The following is a 23,235-nucleotide window of genomic DNA, read 5'->3' as shown; positions in this document are numbered from 1 at the left end:
AAAAATAATTAATAATAATTAAAATGGAATTTCTCCTATTAATTATAATTTCATTCCTTAAAGTAATATACTTTACTATTATTGTTTTTGAAATTATCTCATTAAATCTATTTTTTGTCTTATCTTGGTAAAAAACCAACTTTTTTATAAACTTTTCTAAGTGTTTTAGTTGCATAATAGGATGCTTTATCTGCTCCTTCTTTCATAACTTTTTCAAGATATGCCTTATCTGAAATAAATTCTTTGTAGTTATCTCTTAGCGGTTTTAAACTGTCTGCAATTAATTGTCCTAAATCTTCTTTAAACACCGAATAATTTTCAGTTTTATATTTTGCCACAATTTCATCACTTGTTTTTCCACTAAAAGCAATATACATATTTATTAAGTTTTTTAGTCCTTTTTGTTCATCATTATAATCGAAATTTCCAAGGCTATCAGTTACAGATTTTTTAATTTTTCTCTTGATAGTTTCTTCATCATCAAGAAGTAGTATAAATGAATTAACATCTTCATCAGATTTGCTCATCTTCTTTTCAGGATTTTTAAGACTCATAATTTTACCAGTTTCTTTTCCAATTATTCCTTCAGGAACTACAAAAGTATCTGAATATTTATTGTTAAATCTTTCAGCTAAGTCTCTTGCAAGCTCTAAATGTTGTTTTTGATCAACACCAACAGGAACTAAATCTGTTTGATATAGTAAAATATCTGCAGCCATTAAAACGGGATAAGTAAATAAACCTGCATTTAGATTTTCTTCAGATTTTTGTGATTTTTCTTTAAATTGAGTCATTCTATTAAGCTGTCCCATATAACTCATACAACTTAAAACCCAAGATAATTCAGCATGTTGAGGTACATGTGACTGAACAAAAAGAGTAGATTTATCAGGTTCTAATCCTGATGCTAAAAATATAGCCATTAAGTCCAATGTTCTTTCTCTAAGTAATTTAGGCTCTTGTGGTACAGTTATAGAATGTAAATCTGCAACATTAAAAAAACATTCATATTGATCTTGTAAACTCTTAAAATTTCTTATAGAACCTAAATAATTTCCTATTGTTAGTTGACCTGAAGGCTGTAATGCACTATAAACTATTTTTCCCATATTCAAATCCTCCAATCATAAGATTTTAATAAAAAAGGTCAATCCTAATCTAATTAGAATATTGACCTATTTCTGTTATTTATTTTTCTTCTTTTTCTTTATCTTTTTTAGGCTTTTCAAGTAAGGCTTTTCTTGACAATTTAATCTTTCCTTGATTGTCAATTTCTATTACTTTAACTTCAACTACATCTCCAACTTTAAATAAATCTTCAACTTTATTTAATCTTTCGTGAGTCATATTTGAGATATGAAGTAAGCCTTCCTTACCTTTAATAAGTTCAACGAATGCTCCAAAATTTGTGATTGTCGTAATTACACCACTGTAAATTTCTCCAACCTCAATTTCTTTAACAATTTCATTAATCATTTCTTTTGCTCTTTCACCATTTTCTCTTGAATCAGCTGTAATTGCAATGCGTCCGTCATCAAAAGTATCAATCTTAACTCCTGTTTCATCAATAATCTTATTGATAACTTTTCCACCCGGTCCAATTACTTCTCTAATTTTTTCTGGTAAAATTTGCATAGTAAATATCTTTGGAGCATATTTTGACATTTCTTCACTTGGAGTTGCTATACAGTCATTCATAATTGATAAAATGTGAAGTCTTGCTCTTTTTGCTTTTTCTAGTGCGGTTGCCAAAATTTCTCTACTAATACCATCAATTTTAATATCCATTTGTAAAGCTGTGATTCCATTTTTAGTACCAGCAACTTTAAAGTCCATATCTCCAAAATGATCTTCTAAACCTTGAATATCGGTTAAAATGGCAATTTTATTAGTTTTTTCATCTTTTATTAGTCCCATTGCGATACCTGCAACAGAATCTTTAATAGGAACACCTGCATCCAATAATGAAAGTGTTGAGCCACAAATACTTGCTTGTGAACTTGATCCATTTGAAGATAAAACTTCTGAAACTAATCTCATTGTATATGGAAACTCTTCCTCACTTGGTAAAACAGGAACTAAAGCTCTTTCAGCTAAAGCACCATGACCAATTTCACGTCTTCCCGGACTTCTTAAAGGTCTAACATCTCCAACACTAAATGGAGGGAAATTGTATTGATGCATATATCTCTTATCATCTTCATCAATAACTCCATCTAAAACTTGAACTTCTCCAGGAGCTCCCAAAGTTGTTAAAGTTAAAACTTGAGTTTGTCCTCTAGTAAATAACCCTGAACCATGAGTTCTTGGTAAAAGTCCTCTTTCACAAGAAATTTTTCTAACTTCATCAAGTTCTCTATCATCCGGTCTAATTCCTTCTTCTATTATTAATCTTCTAACTTCATCAACGATTACTGATTCTATAGCAGAATTAATTTCTCCCTTTTTATCTTCATAATCAGGTAAAAACTTTTCGAAAATTTCTTTTGTAATATTGTCTAAATTTTCTTCTCTTTCCATTTTATTTGGAGTTCTAAGAGCAGAAATAATTTGCTCTTTACCAAATTCAATAATTGCATTGAATAAATCTTCATCTCTTTGTTTTATAATAACTTCAGATTTTTCTTTACCTATTTCTTCTCTAATTGTTTCGATAAAATTACAAATTGATTTAATTTCTTCATGTGCGAAAAGAATTGCATTTAAAACTTCTTCTTCACTTAAAATATCAGCTCCGGCTTCAACCATCATAATAGCATCTTTTGTTCCTGATACTGTAATATTAAGTCTTGATTTTTCTCTTTGTGCAATTGTCGGGTTTATAATATATTCCCCATCAACATATCCAACATTAACAGAGCCTGTAGGTCCGTTAAAAGGAATATCTGAAATTGTAAGTGCAATAGAAGAACCTATCATTGCAAGTATATCAGGTTGATTATCTTGTTCAACTGATAATGCTGTTGCAATAACTTGAACATCATTTCTATATCCTTCTGGAAAAAGTGGACGTAACGGTCTGTCTATAAGTCTAGATGTCAATATTGATTTTTCACTTGGACGTCCTTCTCTTTTAATAAATCCACCAGGAATTTTTCCTACTGAATAAAGTTTTTCTTCAAAATCACAGCTTAATGGAAAAAAGTCAACTCCTTCTCTAGGTTCTTTAGAAGCACAAGCATTTACTAATACAACAGTTTCTCCACATTGTACAAGACAAGATCCGTTTGCTTGTTCTGCAACCTTTCCTATTGTTACTTTAAGTTCTCTTCCACTTAAGTCATATATAAATTCTCTAACCATTTAATCCTCCTATGGTCTTCTAAAAATAAAGAGCGAATAAATCGCCCTTTAATAATTATCCTCTTATTTGTAATTTACTAGTTAATTCACGGTATCTTTCGATATCAACATTACTAAGATATTTTAAAAGACCTTTTCTTTGTCCGATTAATTTGAATAAACCTCTTCTTGTAGCATGGTCTTTTTTATGTTCTTTTAAGTGTTCAGTTAAATATTTAATTCTGAAACTTAATAATGCAATTTGAACTTCTGGAGAACCTGTATCTCCTTCACTTCTTTTAAATTCATCAATAATTCTTAATTTGTCTTCTTTAGTTATCATTATAACTACCTCCTAAAATATAATTCACCGTAGCAATGTAAAGGTCGGAGTTTCCATAAACATAGCAACAGTACTTGATAAGTATAACATAAAACACAACAAAAGTAAACTATTTTTAAAAAATTTTACCGGTTATCATCGAATTTTTATGTTATCGTATATTATAAATTTACAATTATTATTAATTCTTAACTTGTTTTGCCCACTCATCTTTTAAAATTCCATACTTCATTGAATCATAAAATATATTATTATGGTATCTAACTTTTCTAATTTTTCCTTCGAGTGTCATCCCAATTTTCAAGCTACATTTCATCATTCCGATATTTCCGCTCCAAGTCGTCAAACCTATATGCTCTAAATTTTCTTCAGTATTAAAGATTTCATCTATCCATAATGAAAGTGCCTTTGAGCCAATACCTTTACTCCAAAAATTTTCATCAAAAATTACAATTCCTATTTCAAGCCATCTAGTTTTTTCGTTTTCCCAATATTTTGAAACTATTCCTACTAGAATATCGTTAAAATAAATTCCTTTTACTCTTTCTTCCAAAAAGAATTCTATTTCGCTTGATAGAATAAATTCATCATAAGTTTTAAATTCAAAATCATCAAAATATGGAGCATCATATTCTTTCCATTTAGGTGTTTTACTTGAATATTCTATATCATATAATCGTCTTAATTCATCTCTTTGAATTCTTTTTAGTTCAATCATAAATTTCTCCTGAATTTATTCATCAGATAATTTTTTCCTCATTATATCCCAAGGCTTTACTTCAAATGGTAAAGGCATTTTTATAATTTGTTTTGCTCTTGGAGCAACATCTATTTCTTCGCCTTTATCATCATACATTTTTTCTATTTTAAAAGTTTCAAAACCATCTCTAGGTCCGAAAATTTCAACTTCATCTCCAACAAAAATTCTATTTCTCTGTTCTATTGTTGCGATTTTCGTTTTCTTATCGTAATCTAAAACAAGTCCAACAAAATCATAAGTCCTTATATATGAGCTTGAATTGTAAAGTTGATCATTTTCATCAGGTTTTTTATAATAAAATCCTTTTGTAAAATCTCTATGACTTGCTTTTTTAATCTCAAGTAAAAGTCTTTCTGCCATTTCTTTTGTATAAGTTCCGTTATTTATTGCATCAAGTGCAATCCTATAACTCCTTATAACAGTTGCAACATAGTATTGAGTTTTTACTCTTCCTTCAATTTTTAAACTATGAACTCCTGCTTTGATAACATCTTCAAGAGAATCCAACATACATAAATCTTTACTATTATATATAAAAGTTCCTTGTTCTGTTTCTTCAATAGGATAATACTCTCCTGGTCTTCTCTCTTCAACTAAATTATATTTCCATCTACAAGCATGAGCACAATCTCCCTTGTTTGCATCTCTTCCACACATATAGTTGCTCAATAAGCATCTTCCTGAATATGAAATACACATTGCACCATGGACAAAAGCTTCAATATCAACTTCAGGTACTTCCTTATGTATTAAATTAATTTCTTCTAAAGATAATTCTCTTGCCATTACAATTCGTTTAATACCTAAATCATACCAAAATTTTACAGTTCTATAATTTGTAACACTCGCCTGTGTGCTCATATGTACTTCAATATCTTTACTTACAGAACGAACAGCAGTGTATATTCCAGCATCTGCAACGATTAATGCATCTACCCCTATATTAACTAGGACTCTTACATATTCTTCAAGACCTATTAAATCATCATTATGGGGAATAATATTCATTGTTATATATATTTTTTTACCTTTTTCATGAACAAAATCAGTAGCTTCTTTTAGTTGTTCAACTGTAAAATTCTTAGATGCTTTTCTTAAACCGAATGATTCACCTGCAAGATAAACTGCGTCTGCCCCATAGATAATTGCCATTTTTAATTTCTCTATATCCCCTGCGGGGGCTAATAATTCAACTTCTTTCATTAATTATTTTCTCCTTTAACTATTAAATAGGAATCCAAGAAAATCGGATTCCCATTTATATTTAGTCTATTTTTTATAACATATAGCCATACCATCGTCTATTGGTATTATAGTAGTTGAAAATTTATCACTATTCGTTATGATTTTCAAAAATTCTTTCAATCTTTTAACTATTGTATTTTTTCTTCTTATATTATTTTTCTCTTTTGCAACAAGACCTCTAAATAAAATATTATCAGAAACTAATATTCCCTCATGATTTAATCTTTCAATGGATTTTTCAAAAAAACTTATATACTGTCCCTTTGCTGCATCCATAAAAATCATATCATATTCGTCTGTAATAAAATCTAAAGCATCATTTGCGTCGGCATATATGAGATCAATATTCTTTTCACAACCTGCTCTTTTTATAAACTCTTTAGCTTTTAAAAAATTTTTCTCATCAATCTCAATAGTTGTAATAATAGAATCAGGATAAGCTCTATTCATAATTATAGATGAATAGCCAATTGCTGTTCCAATCTCTAATATTCTTTTTGGCTTTTTTAACATTACCAAAAATTCTAAAAATCTGGCAACTTCTACTTCTATAATTGGTACTTTATTTATGCTAGCATATTCTTCCATTTCAATTAATATAGACTCTTTACTTTGCTCTAAACTCCTGATATATTCAGAAACATAATTTGCAACAATTTCCATTATTCCGCTATTGTTTCTTCTAACATTTTTACAATATCATTCATTATAGTTGAAATTCTAACTTCAGCAGCCATAAATTCTGATATTTCAGAATTGCTCATCAAAATAGAATTCAATTCATTTAATTGCTTTTCTTTTTCAGCAACATCTTCTCCATTTTGTTTTGCAATTTGATAATCATATAATTTCTTATGAAAATCATCTATAATTTTTTTATTTTCAGGATTTTCATCAATCTTTTTCTTTAATTTCTTAAATTCTTTAACTTCATCACAATTTTTAAAATCATTTGAAAAAGTTAAAATACTATTATATATATTCATAAAACCTCCTAAAGTTCAGTAATTATAGGAATAATCATTGGTCCTCTTTTTATTTCATGATAAATATAAGAATTTAAATCTTTTCTAATATTATATCTGATAGTTCCAATATCTGTTATAGAATCATCATTACAAATACTTAAAGTATTTTCAACAACTTTTCTCATTTCAGATACAAGATCTAAATTTTCCTTTACATAGATAAATCCTCTTGAAACTATTTCAGGTCCTGAAATTATTTCTTTAGTAGATTTTTCTAGAACTACCATAACAATTATAATACCATCTTCAGATAGATGCTTTCTATCTCTTAGAACTGCACTACCTACATCTCCTACTCCAAGTCCGTCAACTAGTATATTTCCAGACTCAACTGTTCCTGATATAAATCCTTCTTGTTTATAATTAAATTCAAAAACAGTTCCATTTCGTCCTATTAAAATATTATCTTTTGACATTCCCATTTCAACAGCTAATTTAGCATGAGTTTTTAGATGCCTTGATTCTCCATGAACTGGAATAAAGTACTTTGGTTTAACTAAAGTATGAATTAACTTCAATTCTTCCTGACAAGCATGGCCTGAAACATGAACCTCTGCTAGAGAAGAATGAATTACTTTAACTCCCATTTCAACAAGACGATTTACAAGGCCAAAAAAGATTTTTTCATTTCCTGGAATAGGGGAAGCTGAAATTATTACAGTATCATTTTCTGTTAATACTAGTTTTCTATGTTCACCGTAAGCCATTCTATTTAATGCACTCATAGGCTCGCCTTGACTTCCAGTCATTAAAAGTACAATTTCAGATTCATCATACTTATTAATATCCTTTAAATCAATAAGAGTTCCTTTTTCTATCTCTAATTTATTAAGTTCAGTTGCAACTTTAATAACATTAACCATTGAACGACCTGACACCGCAACTTTTCTTTTAAATTTCTCTGCAGCTTTTATAATTTGTTGAACTCGATGTAAATTAGAAGCAAATGTTGCAACTATAATTCTTCCATGAGCCTTATTAAAAAGTTCTATAAAAGTTTCCCCTACTGAACTTTCGCTCATAGTATATCCTGGTCTTTCAACATTAGTACTATCTGCACATAGAAGCATGACTCCATCCATTCCCCATTGAGCTATACGATGTAAATCCATCTTATCTCCATCAATAGGCGTATAATCAATTTTGAAGTCTCCGGTAAAAATAATATTTCCGACTGGTGTTTTTATTCCAAAACTTACACTATCAGGAATACTATGACAAGCTCTTATAAATTCAACAGAAAAATGTTTAGTTTTTATCGTTTCACCTGCATTAACCAAATGCAAATTTTCTTTACTAAGATTATGTTCTTGTAATTTATTTTCAACAAGGCCTAAAGTTAATTTAGTTCCATAAACAGGTACATTTATTTTCTTCAATATATATGGGACTGATCCAATGTGATCTTCGTGTCCATGTGTCAAAAAAAGAGCTTTTACCCTATCAATATTTTTCATTAAATAGGTAATATCTGGAATTACAATATCTATTCCTGGCATATCGTCATCTGGAAAAGTCATCCCACAATCCAAGATGATAATTTCATCATCATATTCCAAAATAGACATATTTTTACCTATTTCACCAACTCCGCCTAAGGGTATCATCTTTAAAGTTTTCTTTTTGTTTTTTTGCACCACAATAATCCCCTACTTCTTTTCAAGATTTAAACAATCTGAACACTTTCCATAGAATTTTAAATCGTGGTTCATAATTTTAAATTTATACTTTTCTTCAATAATTTGTTCTAAAGTTTCTAAATAATCTTCTTCAACTTCAATTATTTTTCCACAATCTTTACACAAGAGATGATGATGTTGATGTTTGTCATCTTCTCTTATAATTTCATATCTATATCTTTTATCATCAAAATCCAATTTATGAACTATATTCATCTTATCAAAAATAACAAGTGTACGATAAACTGTAGCAATTCCTAAATCTTTATCATATTTGCTAGCTATTTCATGTAACTCTTCTGGACTTAAATGATTACCTTTGTTTTCATTAAGGACATTAAAAACAATTTCTCTTTGCTTAGTAATCTTGTAGTTGTTTTCAACTAACAACTTCTTCATTTCTTTTACTTCCATAACTATTCTCCTTTTCTAAATTTTTTCTTTTTCTGACTTTAATTCCTCATAAACTTCAATCGCATCGGAAAGTTCTTCATCATCAATACCTTCTAAATTAATATTTCCATCCTTATCATATATAATTCTTAAAATATATGTACTAATATCATCATTTGAATTTAAAACCGCATATTCACAATCATTCATACCAAAAGTATCAATTAATTCAAAAATAATTTTTTTTCCATTTTCATCAAAAGCTTCAAAACGCTCCAAAATATCACTCCTATTTTTTATCCAAATATGATTGTAAAATATATGTAGCAGCTACTTTGTCTATTACTTTTTTTCGCTTCTTTCTACTCATATTTCCTTCAATCAAAATTCTTTCTGCACTTACAGTTGTGAGTCTTTCATCTTGCATAATAATTTCTATATTAAAAGAATTTTCTTTTAAAAATTCTTTTAAAGATTCGACAAAAGATAGAACCTTCTCTCCCTGTGGACCAATAGTATTATTCATATTTTTAGGAAGTCCAATAATAATTTTAATAATATTTTGTTTAATTATTATATCTTTTAAAATATCAAAATCTTTTTCAATACTTTCTCTAAAAATTGTACTATGTCCTTCTGCCATAATAAACAAAGGATCACTAATAGCAACACCAATTGTTCTATCACCCACATCTAAAGCCATATATCTATTCATAAATACCCCTTTTTTTCATTATGTAAAAGCCCCGGCAAAAAATTTTTGCCGGGAATAGTATTAATCTTTTATATAATTTTCAAGAAATTCTTCAAGTATCTCATCTCTACTAACTTGTCTAATTAAACCTCTAGCATTATTATAACTAGTAATATAAGTAGGATCCCCTGAAAGAATATATCCTATAATTTGATTTTTTGGATTATATCCCTTACTTTCTAGTGCACAATACACTATTTTTATAATTTCTCTAATACTTTTCTTATCAGTTGGTATTTCAATTCTCATTGTTTCATTGAATTCGTTTGACATATAATCCCTCCTATTTTAAAATTGAGATTTTAAAATCTCCTCAGCTTGTTCTAAAGCAAAATCAACTTTACTTAAGTCTTTACCTCCTGCTGATGCGATATCTGGTCTACCGCCACCGTTACCGCCAACAAGTTTAGCGACTTCTTTAACAATATTTCCAGCATTAATTTTTCTTGCATTCAAATCTTTACTTACTCCAACTGTAAAAGTAAGTTTTCCTTGATAAACATTAGCAAACACTATTACACTTGTACCCAATTTATCTCTTAATTTATCAATTAAATCTCTTAAGTCATTTTGATTTTCAAATTCTACTTTTTTAGCTATAAAAGAAATACCTTCTATATCTTTCTTTTCAGCAATAAAAGCATCTAAACTATTCAAAGTCATTTGAGATTTAATTTCTTTAAGTTCTTTTTCTAATGACTTTATGTCATCAGTAAGAGAAGCCACTTTAGAAACTAACTCCGACTTTTTACACTTTAACACATTTGAAACTTCTTCGATTTGATTTTCAGTCTTCTTTAGGTACTCGTAAACACTTCTTCCTGTAATAGCTTCAATTCTTCTAACTCCTGCCGCAACACTTGATTCTGAAATTATTTTAAACATCTGAATTTCACTAACATTTTTTACATGAGTACCACCACAAAGTTCTATTGACCAACCACCAAATGAGACTACTCTTACTACATCCTTATATTTGTCTTCAAATAGTCCAATAGCTCCCATTTTTGATGATTCTTCTAATGACATTTCTTCTACAATTGTATTAAGATTTAAAGCTATCTTATCATTTACAATCTGCTCTACTCTTTTTAAATCTTCAGTACTTATAGCTTCAAAATGAGTAATATCAAATCTTAGTTTATTTGCATCTACTAAAGAACCTGCTTGATTAATATGATTACCTAAAACTTCAATTAAGGCTTGATGTAAAAGATGTGTTGCAGAATGGTTTTTCATAATATCACGTCTATTATTTACATCAATTCTAAATGTTAATTCATCATTTAACTTAACACTTCCCTCAATAACTTCTACACTATGGAAAATTCCATTATTTTTGTTTTTCTTAGTATCTAAAACCTTAAGTTTACAATGCTTACCTTCTATAATTCCGACATCTCCTACTTGTCCACCACCTTCTCCATAGAAAACAGTTTTATCAGATACTAAAAGTGCCTTATCTCCTTGATTTAAAATTGAAACTTCTGCTTCATCTTTAAATAATTTTATTACTTTTCCAACACATTCATTTTCAATATAACCCAAAAATTCTGTTTCTTTTAATGCTTTTAAATAATCAGTATTCTTTTCACTCCAACCTGCTGATGAAATATTTCTACCTTCTCTAGCTCTAATCTTTTGGTCTTGCATATTTTTATTAAAAGCCTCTTCATCAACTTCCATTTTTTCTTCTTCTAAAATTTCTTTTGTCAAATCTAAAGGAAATCCATAAGTATCATACAATTTAAATGCTTTCTCTCCAGATAGAATCTTTGAATTTTTTGATTTTTCATCTTCTATATAAGAATTTAAAATACCTAAACCTTGTTCTATTGTTTCTTGAAATTTAGATTCTTCAGCATTTAAAATCTTAAAAATTCTTTCACTATCTTCCAATAATTCAGGATACTCCGTATTATATGCTTCCATAACAACTTTTGAAACATCTACTAAGAAATTATCCTTAATTCCCAACAATTTGCCATGTCTTGCTGCACGTCTTATTAGTCTTCTTAAAACATAACCTCTTTGTTCATTACTAGGAATTACACCATCATATATTAAAAATGTCATAGCCCTAGCATGATCGGCTATTACTCTTATAGAAATATCAGAAATTTCATTTGATTTATATTGAACACCTGATATCTCTTCTATTTTCTTAATTATAGTATCTACTAAGCCTATTTCAAATATATTATCTTTTTCTTCTAAAACCAAAGTAAGTCTTTCAAGTCCCATACCTGTATCAATGTTTGGATGCTCTAATCTATGGTAATTTCCATCTTTATCTTTATTAAACTGAGTAAAAACTAAATTCCAAATTTCCATAAATCTATCATCAGGATTAGTATATTTTTCTCCTCTATCATACATTATTTCAGAACAAGGACCACAAGGTCCAACTTCTAATTCCCAAAAATTATCTTCTTTTCCAAGTCTTTGAATTTTTTCTGCTGGAAGTCCAACTTCATTTTTCCAAATATTATAAGCTTCATCATCTTCTTCATAAACAGTTACTGATAATAAATTTTTATCCATTTCAAGCTTTTCTGTCAAAAATTCCCAAGCCCAAGTTATAGCTTCTCTCTTAAAATAATCTCCAAAAGAAAAATTTCCTAACATTTCAAAAAAAGTTCCATGTCTTTGAGTTTTTCCAACGTTGTCAATATCGGCTGTTCTAATACATTTTTGACTAGAAGTAGCTCTATTTTTACTCATTTTTTTTACTCCGGTAAAATAATCTTTTAATGGAGCCATTCCAGCATTTATAAGTAATAGACTTTTATCGTTATTTGGTATTAAAGAATAACTTTTTAAACGCAAATGTCCTTTACTTTCAAAAAATTCTAAATATTCTTCTCTTATTTCATTTAATCCTAGTTTTCTCATATATCCCTCTTAATCATTAATTTTATCTTTGTATAAATATTTTTTTACATATGGCTTTGTATGTTTATAAATTATCTTTATAACCGCTGCAACTGGTACAGAGAAAATCATACCAAAAACGCCAAACATTCCGCCACCTATTATTAATAGTATCAAAACTATTAGTGGATGCATTCCTGTACTATCTCCCAGTATTTTTGGCCCCAAAATATTATTTTCAAGCCATTGAACAAAACAAAATAGAACCGCAACCCAGAAAGCAGTAAAAGGTCCTTTAAATAATGCTAGTAGAACCGCAGGTACAAATCCTAAAAATGGTCCAATATATGGAATAATATCTGCTACACATGTTATAACACCTATTACAAAGGAAAACTCAATTCCAAATGCCATAAGATATACCATAGTAGCTACTCCTACAAAAATAGCCATTATAATTCTGCCTCTTACAAACATAGACAGCGATTCATCTATTTCTCTCCAAATTTTAACCAAAAAGTTTTCATACCTATCAGGAACATTTTTGCTTATAACATCTAAAATTTTATCTTTTTCAAGCAACAAATAAAATGTTATTACAGGAATTAAAATTAATTGAATAACAACTCCTATAAAACTTGAAATTCCAGCTACCATTCCTGTAATCCATGTTGCAGAGTATGACAATAATGTATTGGCAATCTTTACTAGTTGTCCATTAATTCCAGTTATAAATTCACTAATAAACGGAGCATCTGTAAATAAATCTTGTCTAATTCTATCACTATAATCTACAAAATTTTTAACCATATCAGGCAATGAAAATAATAAATGTTTAAACTGTCTAAATGTACTTGGAAATATTCCAATAGCTAAAACAAAAATTGCTAATGCAATTATAATATAAATAAGTATTATAGCATATAATCTTTTTATATTTTTCTTCTCTAAAAATTTCATAAATGGATTTAAAATATAAGCTATTATTACAGATGCTATAAAAGTAAACAATGTTATCCTTAAAATTGGATAAGTCCTAAATAAAAAGCATATTATAAAAGCAATTAAAATATACAATAATATTCTTAAAATTTTTAATTTATTAAATCTTATTTTATCATCATCTTCTAACTTTCTATTAGAAAATTGAATAAATACATATATTCCAACTATTAATAAAACAGAAATCAGTATTTTTATAGTAATATTTAAAACAGAATCAAAATTTAACATATTACCTCCACCTAATTAATTATTTCTTTTAAAGCTATAATAAATTCATCTATTTCCCCAAAAGTATTATTCTCTCCAAAACTTATTCTTATAGCACTATTCTTTAATTCTTCATCAATATCCATTGCTGTTAAAACATGAGAATTTTCAACAGATCCGCTGCTACATGCAGAACCACCTGAAATGCATATTCCTTTAAAATCCATAGACATAATAAGCATTTCTTTATCTATTCCTAAAAAAGAGATATTTATATTTCCAGAAGATCTATTTTCTATAGAACCATTAATTTTATAGTTTTCAAAATTTTCTTTTATTTTCTTCAAAAAATAATTTCTTAATGCAAATCTCTTAGAAACATTCTCTTCTCTTTTAATTCTTAAAATATCAATAGCTTTCGAAAAACCAACTATCCCAGCAACATTTTCAGTTCCTGCTCGCCTTAATCGTTCTTGACTCCCTCCAAAGATAAAATTTTCAATATCTGTTCCTGATTTTATATATAAAGCGCCTATTCCCTTTGGAGCATGAACCTTATGGCCAGAAATAGAAAGCAAATCAACATTCAAATCTTTAACATCAATTTCAAGTTCAGATAAAGCTTGAACTGCATCTGTATGAAAAACTATATTTGAATTTTTTTCCTTTACAAAACTACAAATTGTTTTTATATCTTGAATAGTTCCAACTTCATTATTAACATACATAACAGATACTAAAATTGTATCTTCTCTTATTGCATCTACAATATCTTTTTTATCTATAAAACCTTCTTTATCGGGATTAATAAAAGTAACATCAAAACCTCTATTTTCTAAAAATTTTGCAGTTTCTATGATTGCAGAGTGTTCAAAGGCTGTTAATATAATATGACCATTTTTTCTTCCCTTAAACAAAGTAAGTCCCATAAGAGCCCAATTATCTGCTTCTGTCCCTCCAGATGTAAAAAATAACTCATTTTTTTCGGCATTTATGTAATTGGAAATATTCTCTCTTGACTTTTCAATAGCAACTCTAGATTTTTGTGAAAATTCATAAAGAGAAGAAGGATTAGAATAATTAAAAAACAAAAACTTCTTCATTTCATTAAAAATTTCTTCATTTAAACTTGTAGTCGCGAAATTATCAAAATAAATAATATTACTCATATACATAAAACTCCATTTTTTAAAAATACATTACCATAATTATACTCCAAAATGCTATAAATTACAAGAAAACATAATAAAAAGTACAAAAATAATAGTAATTACTCATTTTAAAAATCAAATTATTGTATTTATTATTTTATCAATTAGCTTGTTTAGTTTAAGAAAAAAATTTCCAAATATTCTATAAAATATACTCTAACGAATCTATAATAATCTTATAAAAAATCTTTCATTCTATTCTTTATACAAAAAAGGCACTGATTAATCAGTGCCTTTAGTAAAATTTTATTAAAATCTAATATTAGCCTTTAAGCAAATTATTTTACTAATTCTAAAATCGCCATTTCAGCTGCGTCCCCTTGTCTAGGTCCTAGCTTTAATATTCTTGTATATCCACCATTTCTTTCTTTATAAAGTGGAGCAATTTCTTCGAATAGCTTATGAACTGTTTCAGTCTTGTAAATATAAGCTAAAGCTTGTCTTCTTGCATGAAGATCGCCTTTTTTTCCAAGAGTTATCATTTTTTCAGCTACTCTTCTAGTTTCCTTTGCTCTTGTCAGCGTAGTTTCAATCTTACCATTTTCAATAAGAGATTGAACTTGATTTCTAAGCATTGCATCTCTATGATCAGCTCTACGTCCAAGTTTTCTTAAATTAGCCAAAGTACTACCTCCTCTTTTTATTCTTCATCTAAAAATTTTAAACCTAATTCATGTATTTTATCTACTACTTCTTCTACAGATTTCTTACCAAAGTTTTTAATCTTCTTTAGTTGTTCTATATCTTGTGAAATAATATCTTTAACTGTATCAAGATTTGCTCTTTTCAAACAGTTAAAACTTCTAAGGGATAAATCTAATTCTTCAACACTCTTTGATAAAACACTATTAGTGTCTAAATTTTTACCATCTTTTATACTTGAATTATCAAGGTTAATGTCTGGTAGTGATCTAAATAGACTTAAGTAATCTATAAAAATTCCAGCACCTGTTGAAAGAGCTTCTTGTGGAGTAATAGTTCCATTTGTCCAAACTTCAATTTCAAGTTTGTCAAAATCTATACTTTGTCCAACTCTAGTATTCCCTACCATAAAGTTTACTTTCTTTACAGGAGAAAAAGAAGAATCAACTGCTATTGAATTAATATCGCAATATTCTTTATTCAAGTCGCTAACTCTATAGCCCTTACCATTTAAGACTAATAAATCCATACGGATTTCTCCCTCTTCATTAAGAGTTGTTATATAATGATCTTTATTAGCTATTTCAACATTTTGATTTTCAGAAATATCTCCAGCTGTTACAACTTTTGGTCCTTTAACATTTAATTCTAAAATTACCGGTTCATCATTAAATTTCTTTAATGCAATTCCCTTAATATTAATTAAAATTTCTGGAACATCAGCTATTGAACCCTTAATAGTAGTAAACTCATGTCCAACACCATCAATTTTAACAGTTGCTATGGCAGAACCAGGAAGAGATCCTAAAAGTACTCTTCTCATTGAATTCCCTAATGTAGTACCATATCCTCTATCAAGAGGCATAATAGCAAATTTACCATAGTTTTTTTCAAGATCTATATCTAAAACTTCAATATTTGTATTTAAATCTTCTGTCATAGACTTTATCCTCCTTAGTCTAATTCATATTGAAACTTTTAAATACCTTTAAAAGTTTACAATTACACTCTTCTTCTCTTTGGTGGTCTACAACCATTATGTGGAATTGGAGTAACATCCTTAATTAAACTAACTTCAAGTCCAGTAGCTTGCAATGATCTGATAGCAGCTTCTCTACCTGATCCAGGTCCTTTAACATAAACTTCTACAACTTTTAGTCCATGTTCCATAGCTTTTTTTGCAGCTTCTTCAGCAGCTTGTTGTGCAGCAAATGGAGTAGATTTTCTTGATCCTCTAAAACCTAATTGTCCAGCACTTGCCCAAGAAATTACATTACCGTTTAAATCACTAAGAGTTACCATAGTGTTATTAAATGAAGAAACGATATGAGCTTGTCCTTTTTCAATATTTTTACGCTCTCTTCTTTTAACACGAGCTTTTTGTTTCTTAATTGCCAATTAAATCCCCTCCTTATTTACCTTTTTTTGTACCAGAAACTTTCTTTGGACCTTTTCTAGTTCTGGCATTATTTTTAGTATTTTGTCCTCTTACAGGTAAACCTCTTCTATGTCTGATTCCTCTGTAACAGTTAATTTCTCTTAATCTCTTAATATTCATAGCGATTTCTCTACGTAAATCACCTTCAACAAGATATTTATCTATTTCAGCTCTTATTAAAGCAACTTCAGCTTCAGTTAAATCTTTAACTCTTGTATCTGGGTTGATTCCAGCATTTCTAAGAATATCATTTGAAGTCTTTCTACCTATACCATAGATATAAGTCAAACCTATTTCTACCCTTTTTTCTCTTGGTAAGTCGACACCTACAATTCTTGCCACTGTTACCTACACCTCCATCTTCATTAACCTTGTTTTTGTTTGTGCTTTGGATTTTCACAAATCACCATTACTCTACCTTTTCTTCTGATGATTTTACATTTTTCGCACATTTTTTTCACTGATGGTCTTACTTTCATTTAAGTCCCTCCTATGCTACTTGTTTCGCCAAGTTATTCTTCCTTTTGTTAAATCATAAGGTGATAGTTCAACTAATACCTTATCTCCAGGAAGAATTCTTATATAATTCATTCTTAATTTTCCTGATATATGAGCTGTTATTTCATGACCATTTGCAAGTTTAACCTTGAATATAGTATTTGGCATAGCATCAATAACAGTTCCTTCAACTTCTATAACATCCTTTTTGGACATTTAAAGAACCTCCTATTTTTCTACATTATCCTGTATATATGATTTTAATAATTTTCTCAAATTAGAATCATTAAATGATAATGGATTCAAACTAAAATCTTTAAGCACGTCATTATAAATTTGCAAATGCTTTGACTTTTTAAGTTTAGGTTTAGAAAGAGGTCTGTTACTACCATTAGCAACTTTTACTAATGATGAACTAATTACCTCAACTATGATCATTACTTCGCCCTTGTCACGGCCCTTAAGTGATTTTACAACCTGACCTACTTTAAAATCAAAATTTAGATCCATAGTATACTCTCCAAAATGTTAGACATTTAAGAAAGAGACTCCTTAATTTGTGAAAAGACATCCTCAATAGACAAAGTACCATCAACAGTTAAAATCAATCCTAAATTCTTGTAAAAATCAATTAGTGGAAAAGTCTGCTTTTCATATACTTCTATACGATCTAACACAGTTTTTTCATTATCATCCGCTCTTTGAATAACTTCTCCTGAGCACTTATCACAAACTCCATCTTTTAATGTTGGTTTATTATCTACATGATAAGTTTCTCCACAGTTTTTACAAACTCTTCTTCCAGAAAGTCTTTTTACTAAAATATTTTTATCAACATCAATGTTTATAACCTTATCTAGTTTAAGACCTCTTTCTTCTAAGCCTTTTTGTAAAGCTTCTGCTTGATTAATTGTTCTTGGAAAGCCATCTAGTAAAAATCCTTTTTTACAGTCATCCTTTGATAATCTGTCCCAAACTAAATCAATAGTAAGTTCATCAGGTACTAATTGACCTTTATCTAAATATGACTTTACTTTTTTTCCAAGTTCTGTTTCATTTTTAATATTATGTCTAAAAATATCTCCTGTTGAAATATGAGTTATACCATATTCCGCAACGATACTTGACGCTTGAGTTCCCTTTCCTGCCCCAGGGGGTCCTAACAAAATTAGTCTCATATTTTATCTCCTATAAACTATTTATTCAAAAAACCTTTATAGTGTCTCATTAACATCATAGATTCTATTTGTTTCATTGTTTCAATTACAACACCAACTATAATTATAGCTGATGTTCCACCAAAATTAATTTTCATTCCACTTAAACGTGAAATAACTATTGGTGCTGAAGCAATTAATGCTAGTATAATAGAACCTGAGAAAGTAATTCTATTTGATATTTTTTGTAAATATTCTCCGGTAGGTTTGCCAGGTCTGATTCCTGGAATAAATCCACCATATTGTTGTAAATTTTTTGCGTATTCAACAGTATTAAATTGAATTGATGAATAAAAGAATCCAAACAATATAATCAACATAAAATTCAATATTGAATATACATAAACACCAACTGAACCTTCAACTGTTAAGTATGAACTAATCCAACTTGGAGTCCCACCAGAAAATAATAATGAAAGAGTTTGTGGCATAGCTAATAAAGATGATGCAAAGATTACTGGCATTACACCACTCATATTAACTTTTACAGGAATATGAGTAGCTTGTCCCCCATACATCTTCCTTCCAACAACCTTCTTAGCATATTGAACTGTGATTTTTCTTTCACCTTCATTTATAAGTACAACAATTACAACTATTGCAATAGCAGCAAGTACAACACCTATTATTGTTAAAATTCCAACTGTTCCAGTCGCAATTCCATAAATAAATGTTCCTACTTGTGTTGGTAAATTAGAAACAATACCAAGGAAGATAATAATTGAAATACCATTACCAATTCCTTTTTCAGTAATCATTTCGCCTAACCAAACTAAGAACATAGAACCTGCTAATAAAGATGTAATAATCAATGCTGATTGAATATATCCTTTAGCAACTATTGCTTTTGCAAATAATCCATTTGCTATTGCCATAGCTTCAAATATTCCAAGTATTACTGCGCCTATCTTAGTATATTTTGCAACTTTTTTTCTACCCATTTCACCATCTCTGGCAATTTCGCCAAGTCTTGGGAATGCAATAGTAAGAAGTTGAACAACTATTGATGCAGTAATGTATGGATAAATACTTAGAGCAAAAACGCTCATTTGTTTTAAACTACCACCGGCAAGTAAATCTAACAAATTTACTAAACCTCCAGCATTACTACTCATGAGTTTATTAACAACTGTTTTATCCATAAATGGAATTGGAATAATATTCCCAAGTCTATAAACAACAATCATCAATAGTGTAAAAATCATTTTACTTCTGATTTCTTTTATTCTCCACGCATTTGATAGAGTCTTGAACATATTAGATCACCTCTACCTTTCCTCCAGTGCTTTCTATTTTTTCGACAGCACTCTTAGTAAATTTACTGCAAGATACAGTTAATTTTTTAGTTAATTCTCCATTACCTAATATTTTAACACCATCTTTTGCCTTAGCTTTTTTAGCTAAATTAACTTCAAATATTAATTCTTCAGTAACTTCTGTACCATCTTCAAAAATATTTAATTGTTCTACATTAACTTCTGCATACTGTTTAGCAAAAATATTTGTAAAACCTCTTTTTGGAAGTCTTCTAAATAGGGGCATTTGTCCACCTTCAAATCCAGGTCTTACTCCACCACCTGATCTTGAATTTTGACCGTCACGTCCTTTACCACCATATTTACCAAGTCCAGAACCGTAACCTCTACCAAGTCTTTTTCTTGCTTTTGAGCCTCCACCTTCAGCAGGTCTTAAATCATGTAACTTCACGCTTTATACCTCCTTTTAAATTTCTTCAACTTCAAGCATAAAACTAATTTGATTGATCATCCCTCTAATTGATGGAGTGTCCTCTTTAACAACTGTTTGACCAACTTTTTTTAAACCTAAAGCTTCAACATTTTTAACATGTTTTTCTATTCTACCAATTTTACTCTTTTTAAGTGTTATTTTGAGCTTTGTCATTTTAAAAGCCCTCCTTAACCTAATATTTCTTCTACGGATTTTCCTCTTAATCTAGCTATATCTTCAGCTCTCTTAAGATTCTTTAATCCTTCCATAGTTGCATTAACTATATTTCTAGCATTAGTAGTTCCCAAAGATTTACTTCTTACATCTTTGATTCCTGCAAGTTCACAAACCGCACGAACAGGACCACCAGCGATAACTCCAGTACCAGCTCCAGCAGGTTTTAATAAAACTCTACCAGCTCCAAAAACTCCTACAATTTCATGAGGAATTGAAGTATTTACAAGAGGCACTTTAATTACATGCTTTTTAGCGTCTTGAACACCTTTTCTTATGGCTTCAGGAACTTCAAGTGCTTTACCAATACCAACACCAACATGTCCATTTCCGTCTCCAACTACTACAAGAGCGCTAAATCTAAAGTTTCTACCACCTTTTACTACTTTAGTAACACGGTTGATGGCAACTACTCTTTCTTCTAATTCTAATCCTTCTACTTCTTTAATTAAAAGTTCCATTAATTACCCTCCTGATACTAAAATTTAAGTCCAGCTTCTCTGGCACCATCAGCTAATTCTTTAACTTTACCATGATATAAATATCCGCTTCTATCAAAAACTACTTCTGTAATGCCTTTTTCAATAGCTTTTTTTCCGATTGCAAGACCAACAGCTTTAGCAGCTTCTTTATTTGATTTTGATTCTAATGAAGCTAATTCTTTATCCAAAGTTGAAGCTGAAACTAAAGTTATACCTTTAGTATCGTCTATAATTTGAGCATATATATTAGTATTACTTCTATACAAATTTAATCTTGGTTTTTCAGGAGTTCCAGAAACTTTTTTTCTTACTCTAGCATGTCTTGCTTTTCTATTTTCATTCTTGTTAATTTGCTTTAACATTAAATTTCACTCCTTTCTATTTACCAGTCTTACCAACTTTACGTCTGATATATTCTCCTTCATATCTAACACCCTTACCTTTATAAGGTTCTGGTCTTCTATAAGAACGAATATTAGCTGCAAAGTTTCCAAGTTGTTGTTTATCAATACCATTAATCACAATTTTTGTTGGTTCAGGAACTTCAACAGTAATACCTTCTGGATCCATTACTTCAATTGGATGAGAATATCCTAAATTTAAAGTTAATTTCTTTCCAGATTTTGCTGCTCTATATCCAGTTCCTTCAATAATCAAAGTTTTAGTAAATCCCTTTGAAACACCATCAATCATGTTCGCAAGTAATGTTCTTGTTAGACCATGAAGTGATTTATGTCTTTTTATTTCAGAAGGACGTTCTATATTTATTGTATTTCCTTCCATTTTTATGTTCATTTCTCTGCTTAATTGTTGAGTTAATTTCCCTTTAGGTCCTTTTACTTCAACATAGTTTTCGTCTCCTAAGATTACCTCAACTCCAGCAGGAATAACAATTGGTTTTAATCCAATTCTTGACATTGGTTTACCTCCTTAGTTTTATTCCTTAAACATGTTACCAAACGTAACAAAGAACCTCTCCACCAATACCTTCTTTTCTAGCAACCTTATCAGTTACAACTCCTTTTGATGTTGAGATAATAGCAATTCCAAGTCCTCCTAAAACTTTAGGAATTTCGTGGCTTCTAGCATAAACTCTTAAACCTGGTTTTGAAATTCTCTTAAGTCCTGAAATAACTTTTTCATTGTTCTTTCCATATTTTAAGTCAACTGTGATGATTCCTTGTTTGTCATCTTCAATTACATTATATCCTTCAATAAAACCTTCATCTAATAAAATCTGTACAAGATTTTTCTTCATTTTTGATGCAGGTATTTCAACAGATGAATGTCTTGCGTTATTACCATTTCTAATTCTTGTAAGCATATCTGCTATAGGATCAGTCATCATATAAGCTTCCTCCTTTATCTAATATTACCAACTAGCCTTTTTAACGCCAGGAATTTCTCCCTTGTAAGCTAATTCACGGAATACAATACGGCTGATTCCATATTTTCCAATGTATCCATGAGGACGTCCAGTTATTTTACAACGATTGTGTAAACGTGTTGGAGAAGCATTTCTTGGTAATTTGCTTAATCCAACATAGTCCCCTTTGGCTTTTAATTCTGCACGTTTTGCAGCATATTTTTCAACTAACTTTTGACGTTTTAATTCACGTTGTACCATTGATTTTTTAGCCATTAAATTTCCTCCTACTACTTTTTAAAAGGCATTCCTAATAGCTCTAAAAGTGCTTTTGACTCTTCATCAGTCTTAGCAGTAGTAACTATTATAATATCCATTCCTCTTATTTGATCAATCATATCATATACGATTTCTGGGAATATTAATTGTTCTTTTATACCTAATGCATAATTTCCTCTACCATCAAAGCTTGAAGCACTAACACCTCTAAAGTCTCTTACACGTGGAAGAGCGATGTTAACTAATCTATCTAGAAAATCATACATTTTTTCTCCTCTAAGAGTTACTTTAGTACCTATCTTCATACCTTCTCTTAGTTTGAAGTTTGCAATTGACTTTTTAGCAGTAGTTATTACAGGTTTTTGACCTGAAATAATTTCCAAGTCTCTTAAAGCGCTTTCTAAAACTTTTGGATTATCTTTAGCTGAACCTAAACCAATATTGATAACAATCTTATTTAGTTTAGGAACCTCCATAATATTTTTATATTTAAAACGTTCCATTAAAGCAGAAACTATTTCTTCTTTATATTTAACTTGCATTCTGGAAGTCACTTAAGATTCCTCCTTT

Annotated in this window: 32 protein-coding genes; all 32 read right to left on the bottom strand. The window is 29.4% G+C overall.

Annotation, left to right across the window (positions count from 1 at the left end; genetic code table 11):
• Positions 1 to 119 precede the first annotated feature (119 nt).
• The 32 genes from trpS to rplE all read right to left on the bottom strand — a co-directional run bounded on the left by trpS (position 120) and on the right by rplE (position 23,219).
• Complete coding sequence (gene trpS, locus WFJ11_RS03115; protein WP_293439865.1) at positions 120 to 1,109, bottom strand: tryptophan--tRNA ligase; 990 nt, start codon at positions 1,107 to 1,109, stop codon at positions 120 to 122.
• A 79-nt stretch (positions 1,110 to 1,188) separates the two neighbouring features.
• On the bottom strand, positions 1,189 to 3,303 hold the full coding sequence (locus WFJ11_RS03110) for a polyribonucleotide nucleotidyltransferase (protein ID WP_338817675.1): 2,115 nt from the start codon (positions 3,301 to 3,303) through the stop codon (positions 1,189 to 1,191).
• Between the two features lie 55 nt (positions 3,304 to 3,358).
• The gene (rpsO, locus tag WFJ11_RS03105; protein WP_004833566.1) at positions 3,359 to 3,625 is read right to left on the bottom strand and encodes a 30S ribosomal protein S15; all 267 of its coding nucleotides are present in this window, start codon (positions 3,623 to 3,625) and stop codon (positions 3,359 to 3,361) included.
• A gap of 181 nt (positions 3,626 to 3,806) precedes the next feature.
• Entirely contained in the window at positions 3,807 to 4,343 is a 537-nt protein-coding gene (locus tag WFJ11_RS03100) for a GNAT family protein (protein ID WP_338817674.1), read from the bottom strand.
• Between the two features lie 15 nt (positions 4,344 to 4,358).
• Positions 4,359 to 5,588 carry a U32 family peptidase gene (locus WFJ11_RS03095; RefSeq protein WP_338817673.1) on the bottom strand — a complete coding sequence of 410 codons (1,230 nt, stop codon included), beginning with the start codon at positions 5,586 to 5,588 and terminating at the stop codon, positions 4,359 to 4,361.
• Positions 5,589 to 5,654: 66 nt separating this feature from the next.
• On the bottom strand, positions 5,655 to 6,293 hold the full coding sequence (locus WFJ11_RS03090) for an O-methyltransferase (protein WP_338817672.1): 639 nt from the start codon (positions 6,291 to 6,293) through the stop codon (positions 5,655 to 5,657).
• Positions 6,293 to 6,616 carry a YlbF family regulator gene (locus tag WFJ11_RS03085; protein WP_004833572.1) on the bottom strand — a complete coding sequence of 108 codons (324 nt, stop codon included), beginning with the start codon at positions 6,614 to 6,616 and terminating at the stop codon, positions 6,293 to 6,295. Before WFJ11_RS03085 ends, WFJ11_RS03090 begins: the two co-directional genes overlap by 1 nt.
• Positions 6,617 to 6,624: 8 nt before the next feature.
• Positions 6,625 to 8,298 carry an RNase J family beta-CASP ribonuclease gene (locus tag WFJ11_RS03080; protein WP_039868337.1) on the bottom strand — a complete coding sequence of 558 codons (1,674 nt, stop codon included), beginning with the start codon at positions 8,296 to 8,298 and terminating at the stop codon, positions 6,625 to 6,627.
• Positions 8,299 to 8,307: 9 nt separating this feature from the next.
• On the bottom strand, positions 8,308 to 8,751 hold the full coding sequence (locus tag WFJ11_RS03075; protein ID WP_009372682.1) for a Fur family transcriptional regulator: 444 nt from the start codon (positions 8,749 to 8,751) through the stop codon (positions 8,308 to 8,310).
• A 15-nt stretch (positions 8,752 to 8,766) separates the two neighbouring features.
• A complete protein-coding gene (locus WFJ11_RS03070) occupies positions 8,767 to 9,009 on the bottom strand; it encodes a DUF1292 domain-containing protein (protein WP_338817671.1) in 243 nt (80 codons plus the stop codon).
• Positions 9,010 to 9,019: 10 nt separating this feature from the next.
• Complete coding sequence (ruvX, locus tag WFJ11_RS03065; protein WP_338817670.1) at positions 9,020 to 9,445, bottom strand: Holliday junction resolvase RuvX; 426 nt, start codon at positions 9,443 to 9,445, stop codon at positions 9,020 to 9,022.
• Between the two features lie 60 nt (positions 9,446 to 9,505).
• A complete protein-coding gene (locus WFJ11_RS03060) occupies positions 9,506 to 9,757 on the bottom strand; it encodes an IreB family regulatory phosphoprotein (protein ID WP_009732730.1) in 252 nt (83 codons plus the stop codon).
• Between the two features lie 15 nt (positions 9,758 to 9,772).
• Positions 9,773 to 12,379, bottom strand: a complete 2,607-nt coding sequence (gene alaS, locus WFJ11_RS03055; protein ID WP_338817669.1) for an alanine--tRNA ligase — start codon at positions 12,377 to 12,379, stop codon at positions 9,773 to 9,775.
• Between the two features lie 9 nt (positions 12,380 to 12,388).
• Positions 12,389 to 13,591 carry an AI-2E family transporter gene (locus WFJ11_RS03050; RefSeq protein WP_338817668.1) on the bottom strand — a complete coding sequence of 401 codons (1,203 nt, stop codon included), beginning with the start codon at positions 13,589 to 13,591 and terminating at the stop codon, positions 12,389 to 12,391.
• 11 nt (positions 13,592 to 13,602) lie between these two features.
• Positions 13,603 to 14,739 carry a cysteine desulfurase family protein gene (locus WFJ11_RS03045; protein WP_338817667.1) on the bottom strand — a complete coding sequence of 379 codons (1,137 nt, stop codon included), beginning with the start codon at positions 14,737 to 14,739 and terminating at the stop codon, positions 13,603 to 13,605.
• Between the two features lie 320 nt (positions 14,740 to 15,059).
• Positions 15,060 to 15,404: a 50S ribosomal protein L17 gene (gene rplQ / locus WFJ11_RS03040; RefSeq protein WP_009372580.1), complete on the bottom strand. Its 345-nt coding sequence runs from the start codon at positions 15,402 to 15,404 to the stop codon at positions 15,060 to 15,062.
• A 17-nt stretch (positions 15,405 to 15,421) separates the two neighbouring features.
• Positions 15,422 to 16,363 (bottom strand): DNA-directed RNA polymerase subunit alpha, encoded by a 942-nt coding sequence (locus tag WFJ11_RS03035; RefSeq protein ID WP_009372538.1) that lies wholly within the window; start codon positions 16,361 to 16,363, stop codon positions 15,422 to 15,424.
• A 62-nt stretch (positions 16,364 to 16,425) separates the two neighbouring features.
• Positions 16,426 to 16,821 (bottom strand): 30S ribosomal protein S11, encoded by a 396-nt coding sequence (gene rpsK / locus WFJ11_RS03030; protein ID WP_004833590.1) that lies wholly within the window; start codon positions 16,819 to 16,821, stop codon positions 16,426 to 16,428.
• 13 nt (positions 16,822 to 16,834) lie between these two features.
• A complete protein-coding gene (gene rpsM, locus WFJ11_RS03025; RefSeq protein ID WP_004833591.1) occupies positions 16,835 to 17,203 on the bottom strand; it encodes a 30S ribosomal protein S13 in 369 nt (122 codons plus the stop codon).
• Positions 17,204 to 17,226: 23 nt separating this feature from the next.
• Positions 17,227 to 17,340 carry a 50S ribosomal protein L36 gene (gene rpmJ / locus WFJ11_RS03020; protein ID WP_004833592.1) on the bottom strand — a complete coding sequence of 38 codons (114 nt, stop codon included), beginning with the start codon at positions 17,338 to 17,340 and terminating at the stop codon, positions 17,227 to 17,229.
• Positions 17,341 to 17,356: 16 nt separating this feature from the next.
• Complete coding sequence (infA, locus tag WFJ11_RS03015; protein ID WP_004833593.1) at positions 17,357 to 17,575, bottom strand: translation initiation factor IF-1; 219 nt, start codon at positions 17,573 to 17,575, stop codon at positions 17,357 to 17,359.
• 12 nt (positions 17,576 to 17,587) lie between these two features.
• Positions 17,588 to 17,797, bottom strand: a complete 210-nt coding sequence (locus WFJ11_RS03010; protein WP_269752972.1) for a hypothetical protein — start codon at positions 17,795 to 17,797, stop codon at positions 17,588 to 17,590.
• 98 nt (positions 17,798 to 17,895) lie between these two features.
• Positions 17,896 to 18,537: an adenylate kinase gene (locus tag WFJ11_RS03005; RefSeq protein ID WP_009372458.1), complete on the bottom strand. Its 642-nt coding sequence runs from the start codon at positions 18,535 to 18,537 to the stop codon at positions 17,896 to 17,898.
• 17 nt (positions 18,538 to 18,554) lie between these two features.
• On the bottom strand, positions 18,555 to 19,832 hold the full coding sequence (gene secY, locus WFJ11_RS03000; RefSeq protein ID WP_009372363.1) for a preprotein translocase subunit SecY: 1,278 nt from the start codon (positions 19,830 to 19,832) through the stop codon (positions 18,555 to 18,557).
• Position 19,833: 1 nt separating this feature from the next.
• Positions 19,834 to 20,283, bottom strand: coding sequence for a 50S ribosomal protein L15 (gene rplO, locus WFJ11_RS02995; protein WP_009372379.1), 450 nt, complete (start codon positions 20,281 to 20,283; stop codon positions 19,834 to 19,836).
• 15 nt (positions 20,284 to 20,298) lie between these two features.
• Complete coding sequence (rpmD, locus tag WFJ11_RS02990; RefSeq protein WP_338817666.1) at positions 20,299 to 20,478, bottom strand: 50S ribosomal protein L30; 180 nt, start codon at positions 20,476 to 20,478, stop codon at positions 20,299 to 20,301.
• Between the two features lie 14 nt (positions 20,479 to 20,492).
• Positions 20,493 to 20,999, bottom strand: a complete 507-nt coding sequence (gene rpsE / locus WFJ11_RS02985) for a 30S ribosomal protein S5 (RefSeq protein WP_009372402.1) — start codon at positions 20,997 to 20,999, stop codon at positions 20,493 to 20,495.
• A 17-nt stretch (positions 21,000 to 21,016) separates the two neighbouring features.
• The gene (gene rplR, locus WFJ11_RS02980; RefSeq protein ID WP_009372294.1) at positions 21,017 to 21,382 is read right to left on the bottom strand and encodes a 50S ribosomal protein L18; all 366 of its coding nucleotides are present in this window, start codon (positions 21,380 to 21,382) and stop codon (positions 21,017 to 21,019) included.
• Between the two features lie 16 nt (positions 21,383 to 21,398).
• On the bottom strand, positions 21,399 to 21,938 hold the full coding sequence (gene rplF / locus WFJ11_RS02975; RefSeq protein ID WP_009732759.1) for a 50S ribosomal protein L6: 540 nt from the start codon (positions 21,936 to 21,938) through the stop codon (positions 21,399 to 21,401).
• A 34-nt stretch (positions 21,939 to 21,972) separates the two neighbouring features.
• Positions 21,973 to 22,368: a 30S ribosomal protein S8 gene (gene rpsH / locus WFJ11_RS02970; protein WP_004833608.1), complete on the bottom strand. Its 396-nt coding sequence runs from the start codon at positions 22,366 to 22,368 to the stop codon at positions 21,973 to 21,975.
• 24 nt (positions 22,369 to 22,392) lie between these two features.
• Entirely contained in the window at positions 22,393 to 22,662 is a 270-nt protein-coding gene (gene rpsN / locus WFJ11_RS02965; RefSeq protein ID WP_004833609.1) for a 30S ribosomal protein S14, read from the bottom strand.
• A 14-nt stretch (positions 22,663 to 22,676) separates the two neighbouring features.
• Entirely contained in the window at positions 22,677 to 23,219 is a 543-nt protein-coding gene (rplE, locus tag WFJ11_RS02960; protein WP_009372736.1) for a 50S ribosomal protein L5, read from the bottom strand.
• Positions 23,220 to 23,235 lie beyond the last annotated feature (16 nt).

Origin of the sequence: Parvimonas micra (genome assembly GCF_037482165.1) — a bacterium.
Lineage (GTDB): Bacteria > Bacillota > Clostridia > Tissierellales > Peptoniphilaceae > Parvimonas.
This window is presented reverse-complemented; position numbering and strand designations above follow the sequence as displayed.